Genomic DNA, 13,765 nt, shown 5'->3' with positions numbered 1-13,765 from the left:
ATGAATTATAATATTCGTGAGCGAAGCGTTAAAACTAAGATAAGCGCAATAGAAACGACCATCATAAAAATATAGTAACCTACATTTCCTGTTTGAGCTTTTCTAATTTCATCTGAGGCAGTTTTAACCGTTTTACCAACACCTTCCACGATTAAATCGATCACCAAGAAATCAATTACCTGCGCAAAGAAGGTAGATAATACTTGGATGGGACGAACAAATACGAAATCGTATAATTCATCAATGTAGAATTTACGATAAATGACTTTTTGGATACCTTGAATAGACTCATCATTTCCTGGAACGGCTTTCTGAATTCCAAAATAATAGATGGCGAAAATGGCAGGCAGGAATGCAGCTAATAACGGAGCACCCATTTCCAAACTAAATAAAGAAACTTCACCAGCAGTATGAGGCTCAGGTAAAATCGGAGCTAACCAATGAGCTAAAAATTCATTTCCTCCAGCAAAATGAGGCAGGTTGATGAAACCTCCACCTACGGAGAATACCGCCAAGATAATCAAAGGGATTGTCATACTCCAAGGAGATTCATGCAAATGATGTGCCTGTTTTTCAGTTCCTCTAAAGTCGCCCCAGAATGTTAAAATAAACACACGGAACATGTAAAAGGAAGTCAATGCAGAACCTAAAATGGCTAAACACCACATAGCAAAATCGTGGTGATATAATGCTGCTAATATTTCATCCTTAGAAAAGAATCCAGCAAATGGAGGAATACCAGAGATAGCGATGGTTCCTAAAAGGAAGGTAATATAGGTAATCGGCATTTTGCTTTTCAAGCCACCCATTTTGCGAATGTCTTGTTCATCCGACATGGCATGTATCACCGAACCAGCTCCTAAGAATAATAAAGCTTTGAAAAAAGCGTGAGTCATGACATGGAAAAAAGAAGCAGTATAAGCAGATGCTCCTAGACCCATAAACATGTATCCCAATTGAGAGACTGTTGAATAGGCCAACACTTTTTTGATATCATTTTGAAATAAACCAATAGCCGCACCTAATAAAGCCGTGGCTAGTCCAATCCAGCCTACAAAATGTAAAACCTCTGGACTTAATTCAAACAAAGCATTAGCACGAATAACCATGTAAATCCCAGCTGTCACCATGGTAGCAGCATGTATTAAAGCAGAAACGGGTGTTGGACCTGCCATAGCATCGGGTAACCAAGTAAATAGCGGTATTTGGGCTGACTTACCCATCGCACCAATAAATAAGCAGAAAGCGATTAAGCCAATATTGCCTACTTCGGTTCCGTCTTTGATGGTAGAAAAAATCGTTTGATAATCTGTTGTGCCAAATTCTTGAATCAATAAAAATATACCTACTAAGAAACCTAAATCTCCAATACGGTTCATAATGAAGGCTTTTCTGGCAGCATCTCCATAACTATTCTTTTGATTCCAGAAGCCAATTAACAAATAAGAGCATAAACCTACACCTTCCCATCCAATGAATAATACGGTGAAGTTAGCCCCTAAAACCAAAATCAACATGAAGAAGATAAACAGGTTTAAAAAGGAGAAAAACTTACCAAAACCAGCGTCATGTGCCATATAGCCCATGGAATACAAATGGATTAAAGTACCTACACCTGTGATGACCAATAGCATCATGATGGATAAGGCATCTATTTGGAATGCAAAAGGAATACTTAAATCAGCAACTTTAATCCAATCCGCTAATTGAATAATTTGAGTTTGACCATCAAAATTTAAAAACAGCTGAAGAGAAATAACGAAAGCAACTAATGGAGGGATGGTTCCAACGATTCCAGCAATTGATTTCGATAATTTCGGATAAGCCAAACCATTGATGGCAAAACCAATCAGTGGTAAAAGAGGAATTAATAGGAGTAATGACATAGTCGAATATGCGATGAAATTGTGCTGAAATTAATTTTTTAACTTATTAAGCACACCAATATCGATGCTTTGAATGTTACGATAAATCATAACGATAATGGCCAATCCCACAGCTACTTCGGCAGCAGCTACGGCCATAATAAAAAAGACAAATATCTGCCCTGAAGGATCGGAGTAATAGGAAGAAAATGCTGCCAGTAATAAATTTACCGCATTTAACATTAATTCTATAGCCATAAATACGATGATGGCATTTCGGCGAGTAAGTACACCCAATATTCCAATGCAAAACAATGCCGAACTTAGCATGATGTAATTGGTCAATGGAATGGTACGTATTATTTCTGGTATGGATTGCATGGTAAAAATGTAATGGTCAAATAAACAAATTGCCTATTCAAACGAATGCTTTTATGCGGGGCAAAAATAGGAAATAAACTGACAAAATAGAAATTATCTAGGGGGCTAACGCTGAAAACCTTTTAATTTAATTTCGGTTAATTTACGTTTGGTATCCATAGGGAAATCGCCTTTCATCATCCAATCATAGTAAGAAGGATCAGTTTTTAAAACATCGGCAATGGGTCTTCCAATGTATTTGCCAAAGTTGAATACCGCTACTTGATCTTTATTATAGACCATGCGATTGGCAAAATCAATGGAATTGGAAGCACTTAATTGATGTAAAACAGCTACATCATTCTGAATAGGGAAGTATTCGTTTCCTTCCGCATCTTTCATGGAAGTGTTTTCGTAATGCTTTACTTGGGCATTTAATACTTCCAAAGTAGCTAAGACATCGGCTTCCGCACCATGAGCGCCAATCAAATCTTTTTGACAATAAAACTTGTAGGCCGCAGTTAAATTACGAGGCTCCATCATGTGGAAAATTCGCTGAGCATCAACCAATCTTCTGTTTTTTGTATCAAAATCAACATCACTACGAAGAAATTCTTCTACCAACATAGGCACGTCAAAGCGGTTGGAATTAAAACCCGCTAAATCGCAACCTTCTAAAAATTGAGCCATGGATTTAGCAATTTGCTTGAAATTGGGCTCATCCTTGACGTCCTCATCATAAATTCCATGAACTAAAGAGGCTTCCAATGGAATTGGAATACCCGGGTTTACACGTCTCGTTTTAATGTCAACCGATCCATCAATATTTGCCTTAGCTATGGAAATCTCCACGATTCTATCTTTTTGTACCTGTATTCCGGTTGTTTCTAAATCAAAGAAGGCAAGCGGTTTGGTTAATTTCAGTTGATGCTCCATAGTATATTGCTCATAAAGGCTTTGCAAAGGTAAATGATTATTACCTTTGTTGGATGATATTTCAGCCTAAAGCCATTTTTTTTGATTGGGACCATACTTTGTGGGATCATGACCGTAATTCTCAAGAGGTTATATTCGAGTTAGTGGAAGAATTTGGTTTAGACAAACAAAGTCCTCTATCAATCTCTTCTATTTGGGATATCTACCAGCAAATCAACACAGCTTTATGGGATGATTATCAAATGGGCTTAATCTCCCAAAGTGATTTACGCGAATCTCGTTTTTTACGCTTTTTCGATGCGATTGAAGTACAAGGACCTGCTGAGGAATTTTCAGAACAATTTCTGTTTAGAACACCACGTAAAACCCATTTAATGGAGGGAGCCAAAGAATTAGTAGAAGCTATTTCGGAGCACTACCCTTTATATATTTTAACCAATGGATTTGAAGATATTCAACATATTAAAGTAGCCTCCTCTGGTCTAGGACATCATTTTAAGGAACTAATCACATCTCAAGGTGTGGGAGCAAAAAAGCCGGAAATAGCATTTTTCGAATATGCACTCGGACGAGCAAATTGTTCTGCCCAGGAAGCTTTGATGGTAGGGGACAATTGGCATGCCGACATACATGGTGCCAATCAAGCAGGAATTCCTGCGATTCATTATAATTTGTCAGATGCTTCAGAAGCTATTTGGCAAATCTCTGATCTAAAACAAGTGAAAAATCACTTAGAAATTTATTCAAATAAGGATAATTGATTGTCATTCGCCTTGCGATCAAATATCTTTTTATCTCGAATGAATTTTTTGTTTTCCTCTAAAAAGGAAATGAAACGCTCTATTTGTTGATATAAAGGATTGAAATCGACCGATTGCAATGGGTAAGATTCTACATATACATCTTTAAAGTCAGTAACGACATAATCCAATTGCTCGATGCCGTATTTCTGAAGACCTAACAAATAGAGATTTTGGTGATTTTTAGCAAAACGACCGGGTTCATAAAAAGAAGTACTTTTTAAATCAAAAGCAGTTTTTTCTCCTACACCATCTACATAACCATATATCATGGCGTTTTTATAGCGAGATTCTACATAAAACTGGGTTTTATACTTAGTAGGCAATAATTCCCTCGCTTTATCAATGATTCCTTCCTGGAACAATTCTTCCCCTTCTCCTAGTGTTACCGCTCGTTCAAAATCCACTCCCTTTTTTTGCGCGGCTGTAGTGGGCTTTTTAACTCGATTGATGCGCTCAATCATCTCAATTTCATCGACAATAATTTTGCCGTTTGCATCTCGAGATTGGTTTAAATATAATGCGTAAGAATTGAGTAGGGTAGGGTATAAACGATACAGCATGATGCAATTTATCCAATTTCAAGTCGAGATACAATCTCGTTTCCAATTAAGTGCTTTTCAGTAATCTCGGCAACATCTTCTAATTGTACATTACCATAGAATACCCCTTCTGGATATACGACCATACTTGGGCCTTTTCCACAGAAGTCTAAACATCCTGATTTTTGAATTCTGATTTTTTGATCATTACCCGATTCCGCCCATTTAGCTTTGAATGCTTCTACTAAGGCCATCCCATGTTCAGAACCGCAACATTTTTTGGGAGCTGGCTTATCGTTGGTACAAATAAATACGTGTTTTTCGTAATACATTTAGAAATTAGTTTAGATGGATGACCACTGGGCAGTGGTCAGAATGTTTTACTTCGGGTAAAATTTGGGCATGAGCAATACGATCACGCAAAGGCTCACTCACTAAATGATAATCAATACGCCAACCTAAATTCTTACCTCTGGCACCAGCTCGATAACTCCACCAGCTGTAATGATGAGGTTCAGAATTGATATGTCGGAATGAATCCACAAATCCTGATTGAATGAAGTTTTCCATCCACTCTCTTTCTTCTGGTAAAAATCCAGAGCTATTGGCATTGGATTTTGGATTATGAATGTCGATGGGTTTATGGCAAATATTGTAATCACCAGAAATGATCAGGTGAGGAATTTCTTTTTTTAAATCTTCAATGTATTGATGGAAATCGGACAACCAAATCATTTTAAATCCTTGTCTTTCATCACCACTGGATCCAGAGGGCATATAAACACTCATGACAGAAAAATCCTCGAAATCAGCTCGGATAACACGGCCTTCTGCATCATATTTTTCAATGCCACAGCCAATCGTGACGGCTTTTGGTGAAATTTTAGAAAAAATGGCTACCCCAGAGTACCCTTTCTTTTGGGCAGAATGCCAATAAATTTGATATCCCAATGCCTCAATTTCCGAGGTGTCTACTTGATCAATGTCAGCTTTTAGCTCTTGCAAACAAATGACATCTGGATTCTCTTCTTTCAGCCAATCAATAAAGCCTTTTTGAATAGCGGCTCTAATTCCATTGACGTTATAGGAAATTATTTTCATAGGATTATTCTTGTTCTGAACTAAATACTTCAGATTTGAAATATTGAATGATATGAGCTTTAATGAGAATTTCTTGTTCTTTTAAGGGCATTTGTGGCACAGCTTGCACTAAATTCCAATGTGGCCAACCATCAGCATCCAAGCCTTCTAGCGCGTAAAACCCACTAAAACTTAAAACTTTACAGGTGGCAATGTGCATTAAATCCTGCTTTTGTTCTTTTGTAAATGTTACATGACCTTTACCCAATTCTTGTACACCAATCAAAAAAAGAACAGAATCTACATCTGCAGGTCTTTTATTAAATTGATTTTCTAAGAAATCAAGTATTTGATTCCATTCAGTAGAAACGATGCTTGGTTCAAAATCCATGGGTAAGCAGGAACATTTAGTTCTGCAAAGCTACTTTGAATTTGGCAGATTCAAGCACAGCTTGTTGCCCTTTTGGATTATTGGCGATCAGAATTAATTCGCCTTCTACAAAATTCGAGGTGATTTTTGTTATATTGACACGGCCCACGCCATTCTTAACTCCTTCTTTATTAGGCAAACTAGATTCGAAGAAATTGTTTTTATCCTGGTAGTTATCTAGGTTCTTAATCAAATTACCAATGTTGGAAATTTCTCCATCTCCTGGTATAAAATAGGTACCAGGACCTTTAATCTTAAAGATTTTCAAATAAACGGATTCTAGATTTTTTTCCTGTGTACAAGTAAGTGTCAAAACTGGATTCCCCATTTCATTTTTTACTTGAGCTTCAATATTCTTAGTCTCAATACGGTGATAATCTTCTTCATCAAAAACGATTTTACCAGCAAAAAAGCCTGGTTCAACAGGTTTTTCAGAAAAAGAGGATTGATAACTAAACATGAATACGATGATTCCTAACCCTGCATATAATATGTTAATTGGGTATTTCACGAAGGAAATGAAGAAAACGCCGATGGGGTTTTTATCAATTTTCTGCCAAAATCGGACTTTCGATGAAGTAGATTTGTTCATACTTTTTTTTGGCTTAACGTGTAGAAACAGGAATGTTGAGAAGAAAATCAGCTACAAAAATATTATAACTATACTGATTTGCCAAGATTTACTATAATATTTAATGCTAGATTTATTAAGTGGTTATTTTTTTAATCTTGAATAGAATTGTAAATCAATTGGTAAATTTGAAAACTGTTAATCAATTTATTAGTTAATAAGGTTGTGTAAATGAAAGAGGATCTTGATCAATCTGTTTTAAAGCATCGGTTTGCCAATGGCAGAACTGAAAAAAGAAATTTTAAAAAAATGAAGTCTTTTTCTATTCCTTCTTTATTTAAAAGTGAATTGATTAGTCGAGTCAAGGAAGTTCGCCGCTTGGGAGATAAGCTCAAAAAGGACTTTAAGCCTTCTGTTTTTGATTTTGGCCCCGTAGAAATACTACTATCACGTCATTTTGGCTTTTGCTATGGCGTTGAAAATGCGGTTGAAACTGCCTATAAAATCATTGAAGATAATCCACAAAGGCGGATATTTCTACTTTCTGAAATGATTCATAACCCAGCAGTTAATGCCGATTTATTGGAATTAGGTGTTAGATTTATTCAAGATACCTATGGAAATCAGTTGGTGGCATGGGAGACTTTAACCAAAGATGATATTGTCATCATCCCAGCCTTTGGCACAACCTTAGAAATTCATGCTATTTTGGATGAAATTGGCATAGATTTATATGCGTATGATACCACATGTCCATTTGTGGAAAAAGTTTGGAATCGAGCGAATCAAATTGGGCAGAATAAATACACGGTCGTAGTCCATGGAAAACCAAGTCATGAGGAAACTAAAGCTACTTTTTCTCATTCTCAGGTAGTTACCCCTACGCTCATTGTGAAAGATTTGAATCAAGCTAAACAATTAGCTTATTATATCCGGAAGGAAAAGTCTTCACAAGAGTTTTATGAAGAATTTGAAGGTCAATATTCAAAAGGCTTTGATCCTGAAAAGGATTTGCAGAGAATAGGCGTGGTTAATCAAACCACCATGCTGGCGATAGATACCCAAGAAATTGTGGAGTATTTGAAAGCTGAAATTGTCCAATTTTATCAGTTGGAGCCCCATCAAATAACGTCTCATTTTGCAGATACCCGAGATACCCTGTGTTATGCCACCAATGATAACCAGAGTGCTACGTATGGTTTAATAGCTGAGGAGGCAGATTTTGCCATTATTGCTGGGGGATATAATTCCTCTAATACTTCACATTTGGTAGATTTATGTCATGAAAAATTACCCTCTTATTTTATCAAGTCTGCCGAAAAATTGATTTCTGAAAATGAAATTCTTCATTTTGATAATAAAAAGAAAGAGGAAGTTTTCATTCAAAACTTTATTCCCCAAAAGCCTAAAGTACGGGTTTTACTGACCTGTGGAGCGTCTTGTCCAGATGCCGTAATTGAAGAAATTCTCCGAAAACTGGTTTCTTTTTTCCCTGATGCGAAGAACGTTGACCAGGTTGTGGAAAACTGGTCGCTAGAACAGGCTTAATTCAAATAAGAATCTAGGATTTTATTTACTGCTGGAAGATAACCCTCCCCGAATAGGTTTACGTGTACCATCAAAGGGTATAGGTTGTAAAGTGGAATCCGCTCATGAAATCCTTTCAATATTGGGAATGATTCATGGTATGCTTCATAAAATTCTTTTTCAAATCCACCAAACATCGTAGTGAAGGCAATTTCAGCCTCTCTCAAACCATAATAGCAAGAAGGGTCAACCAAACTCACTAAACCATGTTGGTTTACCATGGCATTCCCTGACCATAAGTCTCCATGCAATAATGCAGATTGTTCATTGGGAATGATGGATGGGATTTTGTCGTACAGTTTTTCAAATGCCTCATTTGTTGCTCCATCGATTTTTCTATGGTAAGAGGCTGTGTCTACTTGAAATTTCAAACGGTTTTGAATGAAAAATGATACGCCATTTTTGTCCCAATGGTTTACTTGTTTGGCCGCACCTATGAAATTGTCATAGTCTAACCCATGTCCTTGATGCGCATTGGTTTGATGCAATTGAGCCAATTTAATTCCAAAATCACTCCAATAATTTTCTTTTTTTTCTGCCGTTGGAATGCATTCCATGACGAGGTATTCTTTTTCATCCATTTGTCCCACACCTAATACTTGTGGAACAGGAATAGTACCTGTCGAGGCAATTAAACCTAAATTTTTGGCTTCTGCTTGGAATAATCCCTGGTGATCACCTTGATTCCATTTGATGAAATATTCACCTTGTGCAACTTTGACACGAACAGCTAGATTAAAATTACCTCCATAGAAAAATTGAAAATCTTCAATTGTCCCAATTTCTCCTAAATTTTGGCGGAGAATACTTTCTATAAATTGATACTGTTCTTGTGATTGTTGCGACATGCTGGACTCAATATTCTTCAAAAATACCAAAATTGAAACTCATGGGCAATTTTATTTTGCCGCATCATGAATGGGATGCGTACGAAAATTCGTATTTTCAAGTTCTGACTAGTTCTGATTAGAAAAACCTGTGTACAATCCGCTTCAAAACCAATTACGAAACTATCATAGACAACTTTCCCGAAAGGAGTTGTGGAGAGCATTGCTACATGCTGCGATCTGGGTTTTAAGCTTGGCATTTTTCTTGATTTTACTTGAATATTTGGCTTGGTTTTCTTCTACTATTCGAGGAGTGTTTTTAGCCACTTTCTTTGTGGGCTCAACGGGGATTCTTCTATTTTTTGTTCGAAAACCTTGCTGGGATTTATTCCGTTCTTTGGATCAAGCGGATTACTATCGACTTGCCATCAGTTTAGGTCACCACTTACCTAAGGAACATGCTGATGCATTGATTAATGTGCTGCAGCTGCAAAACCAAGCACCCGAACATTCCTTGGAGTTGTGGCAGGCTGCCATTGAAGAGAAACAAGCCTTTTTGAAACAATATCGCTGGGAAGAATTCATTCAATTATCGGAATTGAAGAAATCATTTTTCTTGTTTTTAGGTCTTTTTGCTGTATTGGGAATAGGACAAATCACCTTCCCCAATTTGTTTAGGAAACCAAGTTTACGAATTTGGAATTACTCATTTCATTACCCTAAAGAATTACCTTTTGATTTTGTTGTGGTTAATCAACCTTTTCAGGCTGTAGCAGGAGAAAACACAGAATTTCTAGTTGAATTAAGGGGTAAAAATTTACCCAGTGAAATGTTTTTGCATTGGGATGGAGAACGAATATCATTAAACCCGACTGAAAAAGCACATCAGTTCCGAGGAGTTATTCCACCCATTCAAGTTGAAAAATGGATGCAGTTTGAAGCAGGAGGGTATTTTTCAGAGCCTCAGCTTTTGCCTTTAGTTCATCGGCCTGGTTTAAAAGAAATGACGATTCATTTGATCTATCCAAGCTATTTAAAAAAGACAAATGAAACCATCCATCAAGCAATACCTTTAAAAATTCCAGAAGGGACCATTGTTCGTTGGGATATGACCTCTGAAAGCGCACAGCAATTAGGGATTCAATTTCAGAATAAATCAACGGTGGATTGGGCGAGTCCCAATTTGTTAAAAACTAATTATCAATTAACTCGGACGATTAGTCAAAGCACGAGCTATCAAGTGGTAGCTCACAATGCGCAGATGCCTGTGCAAAAAAGTGTCATGCAACCAATTGAGGTGATTTTAGATCAAAAGCCCAATTTGCAGACTCAATGGTTAGAAGATACACTTTATTATCGTTTTCGTGTGCTGAACGCTTTGATTGAGGATGATTATGCTTTGGGTCAAATGCGTTTAGGATATCAAATTAAACGAAAAAATGCAGCAGGTTTCTCCACAAAAAAAACGCAATGGATCCCTATTCAAACGGGAACTAAACGATTTGAGGTGGAATATATATGGCGATTAGACTCCTTGGGTTTGCAGCCAGGAGATCAAGTACATTATCGGGTAGAAGTATCAGATCAAGATGGGTTACATGGGCCCAAGTGGACTCAAACAAGCATGCAGATATGGGAGTTTCCGGAGTTAAAACGCTTAGAGCAAAAAATGGATCAACAGGCTGATCAAGCAGAGAAGCAAGTGTTGAATTCCTTGCAAAAGGCTCAAAATATGAAGCAAGAAATCAATGAATTAACCAAGCGTGTACAATTGGGAAAGGAAGTTGATTTGAAAGCACTACAAGAAGTCTTAGACAAAGAAACAGCCTTGAAAAAGACCATTGATGAGCTGAAAAAGATGCAAGAACAGTGGATGGGGCAGCAAATGAGTTTCCAGCAAGTGGATCCTACTTGGATGAAAAAGATGGAAAACTTACAGAAAATGATTTCTCAACTGTGGGACCCAGATATGGAAAAGCGCAGGGATGCCTTGTTGAAGAACTGGGAAAAAGAGTCAGCAACCCTATGGCAAAAACATTTGGATCAAATGCGAAACCAAGGGAAGAATATGGAGCGGGAATTAGAAAGATTGCAGCAGTTTTATCAGGAATTGAAAGTAGAAAAAATGCTGGATGAATCCATTTCACGTTGGAAGGAATTAGCCAAAAAGCAGGAGGAATTAAGTGAAAAGAACAACGGGAAAAATGAACAAGATTTAGCGAAACAACAAGAAGCCTTAAATAAAGAGGTAGAAGAAGAAAGGAAAAAGTTGGATGAAATTGCTCAAGAAAAAAAGGAGATCCCAGGTGAGCAGGATTTAGATAAGGAAGAGAAATTGCAGGAGGAGATGGAGGAAAATTTAGATAATGCAAAAGAAAATTTAGAAAATAAGCAATCTAAACAAGCAGAAACGAATCAGAAGAAAGCTGCCGAAAAAATGAAAAAGTTGGCAAAAAAATTGGAGGAGCAGCAAGAGCAGCAAGAATCCATGGAAGTGGCTTTGAATTTAGCTCAACTTCGCTTGTTGATGGAGGATTTGTTGCAACTATCTTTTGATCAAGAACGAATCATGAAAGCTTATAAAAAGATTCCAGCTGGGGACGTGGCTGTAAGACAAATAGCTCAGGAGCAAAATAAGCTAGGAGAGATGGCCATTATATTAGAAGATAGTTTGATTTCTTTAGGTAAAAAATTGATGCCTTTGTCACAAACCATCACGAAAGAAACGGCAAACATGAAACAAAGGATGCAGGAAGCATCTCGCATGATGAAAGAGCGTAAGTGGGATATTGTACCTGTAAGGCAGCAAGAAGCCATGGCAGCGACTAATCAGTTGGCTGTTTTGCTTTCTGACTTATTAAGGCAAGTTCAAGACCAAGCAGCTCAAGCGAAATCAGGTAAAAAAGGTAAGTCGAAAGGAAATTCAAAAGGTAATTGGGGGCAAAGGCAACAGCAATTAAATCAGAAAGCGAGGAAAATGGGTTTACAGCCCATGATGATTACCAATGAGGAATTGATTAAAATGGCGGAGGAACAGGCCCAGATTCGTCAGGAAATGGAACAAAAATTGAATGAATTGCAAGGTCAGCCAGGAAATCAAGGTTTACAAAAATCGTTGTCAGATTTAATCAAAGATATGGATAAAAACGAGTCGGATTTGGTGAATAAACGCTTGAATAATTCCATGCAGCAAAGACAAGATCAGATGCTTCCAAGATTGATGGAAGCAGAAAAGGCGTTAAAAGAACAAGGAGAAGACCCGAAAAGGGAATCTAAAACAGCTTTGCAAAAATGGAAAGAAAACCCTCCTCCCAACTTGGCTCCTTTCCTTAAAAGACAAAAAGAGAATCGTGATTTATTCCAAAATGTACCTGTGGAGCTATTGCCATATTATCAGCAAAAAGTGATGCAGTACATGGAGAAGATTAAGCAAAAATTGAAGTGATTTTTTCCTAACGCTGGCAAGGTTCCAAACCTTGACAGCGTTGTCAAAACGAATGAGATTTTGTACTTATTGTCCAATAAGTTGATATTCAAAATGCGTGTAAATAACAGGAAGAATTTATGATTTCTTCTTAAAAAGAGGTACTGTGCTGCAGGGTTCGCCAAAGAACAAACTCTTGACTAATGGTTGAAGTTTATGAGCAATTTGGACATAGGCATCAGTAGGAACAGACTCTTTAGAACATCCTTTTATCACGACTCTTGCACCTGCTAAATCTTGAGTAGTCAACTCATCTATACATTGTTTGAACAGAATTTTCTCTAAATCTTCTAAGGTTCCAAATGCGATTGTTTTAGCATATGGACTAAGATGTATACTTAAAAGCATAAATGCCCAAGTGGGTATAATGGCATCATTACTACAACCCACGGCGACATGTTTATCTTGATAGCTAGCCCAGTCATGTTCAGCCAGGAAAATACGAAAGTCTTTTTCTTTCAAAACCAATTCCATGAATAACTGAGGCTTAATGTCAAGAAAAATTCTTTCACCAGGAACACGCATTTCTTCCAAGTCCAATTGAATTAAACCACTTTGTTTTACTCGATTGACGATTTCTTCTTCCATTACAATGCTTTATTTTTTGGCTGGGTCCCCATGAATTCTTTCAAATAATCGGGTTCTAAGCTAACCAAATCTTGGAAGTTTTTGTTCAAATATTCTAGATAAGCTAAAGCTCCCATATATTGTGCTTCTGGAAATAAAGGTTCTTTAACAAATTGAATATTAGGATGTTGGCAGGTATTTTGCCATTTTTCAGCACCATTACCAAAGGCCATTAAAGTTATGCCTTGTAGTTCAGCAAAGGAATTTTCATCTAAAATGATGGCTTTAGAGGCTTGTACCTCTTTCAAATCTTCTAATTCATAACAGGCTGCATAAACCTCCATTCTTCGTGCATCAAGCATGGGAAGTAAACGAACGTGAGATTCTACTTGTTGATTCTGACGGAAACCCTGCGCTAGTATTTTTAAAGTCGGTAATGCTATTAATGGAATGTCCAATCCAAAACATAATCCTTTTGCCGTGGCTAAACCAATTCTTAAACCCGTGTAAGATCCCGGTCCCATGGATACAGCAATTGCTTCAACTTGGGATAAATTCTTTCCATTTTCTTGTAATAGCGTATCAATTAAAACGGTGACCTGTTTCGAATGTCCACCTTCTTCTACAATTAATTTTTGAGCAATTAACTCTCCGTTTTGATGTATTGCCACGGAGCAAGTTGGCGTAGATGTTTCTATACTAAGAATCAAATTCAT

General features: G+C 37.2%; 14 protein-coding genes. 3 read left to right on the top strand and 11 right to left on the bottom strand.

Going from position 1 to position 13,765, the window contains the following annotated elements:
- Positions 1–5: 5 nt before the first annotated feature.
- From nuoL to HME7025_RS11705, 3 genes are all read right to left on the bottom strand, one after another.
- Positions 6–1,886: an NADH-quinone oxidoreductase subunit L gene (gene nuoL, locus HME7025_RS11715; protein ID WP_109324235.1), complete on the bottom strand. Its 1,881-nt coding sequence runs from the start codon at positions 1,884–1,886 to the stop codon at positions 6–8.
- Between the two features lie 30 nt (positions 1,887–1,916).
- Entirely contained in the window at positions 1,917–2,246 is a 330-nt protein-coding gene (nuoK, locus tag HME7025_RS11710) for an NADH-quinone oxidoreductase subunit NuoK (protein ID WP_109324234.1), read from the bottom strand.
- A 105-nt stretch (positions 2,247–2,351) separates the two neighbouring features.
- Positions 2,352–3,161 carry a 3'-5' exonuclease gene (locus HME7025_RS11705; RefSeq protein WP_109324229.1) on the bottom strand — a complete coding sequence of 270 codons (810 nt, stop codon included), beginning with the start codon at positions 3,159–3,161 and terminating at the stop codon, positions 2,352–2,354.
- Positions 3,162–3,214: 53 nt separating this feature from the next.
- On the opposite strand from HME7025_RS11705, the gene HME7025_RS11700 reads away from it, so the two are divergent.
- Positions 3,215–3,922, top strand: coding sequence for a YjjG family noncanonical pyrimidine nucleotidase (locus HME7025_RS11700; protein WP_109324228.1), 708 nt, complete (start codon positions 3,215–3,217; stop codon positions 3,920–3,922).
- Here HME7025_RS11700 and HME7025_RS11695 read toward each other — a convergent pair.
- The 5 genes from HME7025_RS11695 to HME7025_RS11675 are packed head-to-tail and all read right to left on the bottom strand — an operon-like array spanning position 3,901 to position 6,605.
- Positions 3,901–4,524, bottom strand: a complete 624-nt coding sequence (locus HME7025_RS11695; RefSeq protein WP_109324227.1) for a hypothetical protein — start codon at positions 4,522–4,524, stop codon at positions 3,901–3,903. The genes HME7025_RS11700 and HME7025_RS11695 overlap by 22 nt on opposite strands.
- 8 nt (positions 4,525–4,532) lie before the next feature.
- Complete coding sequence (locus HME7025_RS11690; protein ID WP_109324226.1) at positions 4,533–4,835, bottom strand: (2Fe-2S) ferredoxin domain-containing protein; 303 nt, start codon at positions 4,833–4,835, stop codon at positions 4,533–4,535.
- 7 nt (positions 4,836–4,842) lie between these two features.
- Complete coding sequence (locus tag HME7025_RS11685) at positions 4,843–5,604, bottom strand: exodeoxyribonuclease III (protein WP_109324225.1); 762 nt, start codon at positions 5,602–5,604, stop codon at positions 4,843–4,845.
- A 4-nt stretch (positions 5,605–5,608) separates the two neighbouring features.
- Positions 5,609–5,974, bottom strand: coding sequence for a hypothetical protein (locus tag HME7025_RS11680; protein ID WP_109324224.1), 366 nt, complete (start codon positions 5,972–5,974; stop codon positions 5,609–5,611).
- A 16-nt stretch (positions 5,975–5,990) separates the two neighbouring features.
- Complete coding sequence (locus HME7025_RS11675) at positions 5,991–6,605, bottom strand: hypothetical protein (protein ID WP_109324223.1); 615 nt, start codon at positions 6,603–6,605, stop codon at positions 5,991–5,993.
- A gap of 210 nt (positions 6,606–6,815) precedes the next feature.
- Between HME7025_RS11675 and HME7025_RS11670 the strand changes: the two genes are divergently transcribed.
- The gene (locus HME7025_RS11670; RefSeq protein WP_109324214.1) at positions 6,816–8,132 is read left to right on the top strand and encodes a 4-hydroxy-3-methylbut-2-enyl diphosphate reductase; all 1,317 of its coding nucleotides are present in this window, start codon (positions 6,816–6,818) and stop codon (positions 8,130–8,132) included.
- On the opposite strand, the gene HME7025_RS11665 is transcribed toward HME7025_RS11670, so the two are convergent.
- A complete protein-coding gene (locus HME7025_RS11665; RefSeq protein WP_109324213.1) occupies positions 8,129–9,019 on the bottom strand; it encodes a fructosamine kinase family protein in 891 nt (296 codons plus the stop codon). The two genes, HME7025_RS11670 and HME7025_RS11665, sit on opposite strands and share 4 nt — an antisense overlap.
- 130 nt (positions 9,020–9,149) lie before the next feature.
- Between HME7025_RS11665 and HME7025_RS11660 the strand changes: the two genes are divergently transcribed.
- On the top strand, positions 9,150–12,443 hold the full coding sequence (locus tag HME7025_RS11660; RefSeq protein WP_109324211.1) for a DUF4175 family protein: 3,294 nt from the start codon (positions 9,150–9,152) through the stop codon (positions 12,441–12,443).
- A 117-nt stretch (positions 12,444–12,560) separates the two neighbouring features.
- Here the strand turns inward: HME7025_RS11660 and HME7025_RS11655 are convergent, their stop codons facing one another.
- On the bottom strand, positions 12,561–13,070 hold the full coding sequence (locus HME7025_RS11655) for a DUF2480 family protein (RefSeq protein WP_109324199.1): 510 nt from the start codon (positions 13,068–13,070) through the stop codon (positions 12,561–12,563).
- Positions 13,070–13,765, bottom strand: a complete 696-nt coding sequence (tsaB, locus tag HME7025_RS11650; RefSeq protein ID WP_109324198.1) for a tRNA (adenosine(37)-N6)-threonylcarbamoyltransferase complex dimerization subunit type 1 TsaB — start codon at positions 13,763–13,765, stop codon at positions 13,070–13,072. Before tsaB ends, HME7025_RS11655 begins: the two co-directional genes overlap by 1 nt.

Origin of the sequence: Aquirufa nivalisilvae, from assembly GCF_003143535.1 — a bacterium.
Taxonomy (GTDB): domain Bacteria; phylum Bacteroidota; class Bacteroidia; order Cytophagales; family Spirosomataceae; genus Aquirufa; species Aquirufa nivalisilvae.
Note: the sequence above shows the minus strand (reverse complement) of the source record. Positions and strands in the feature narration are given on the sequence as shown.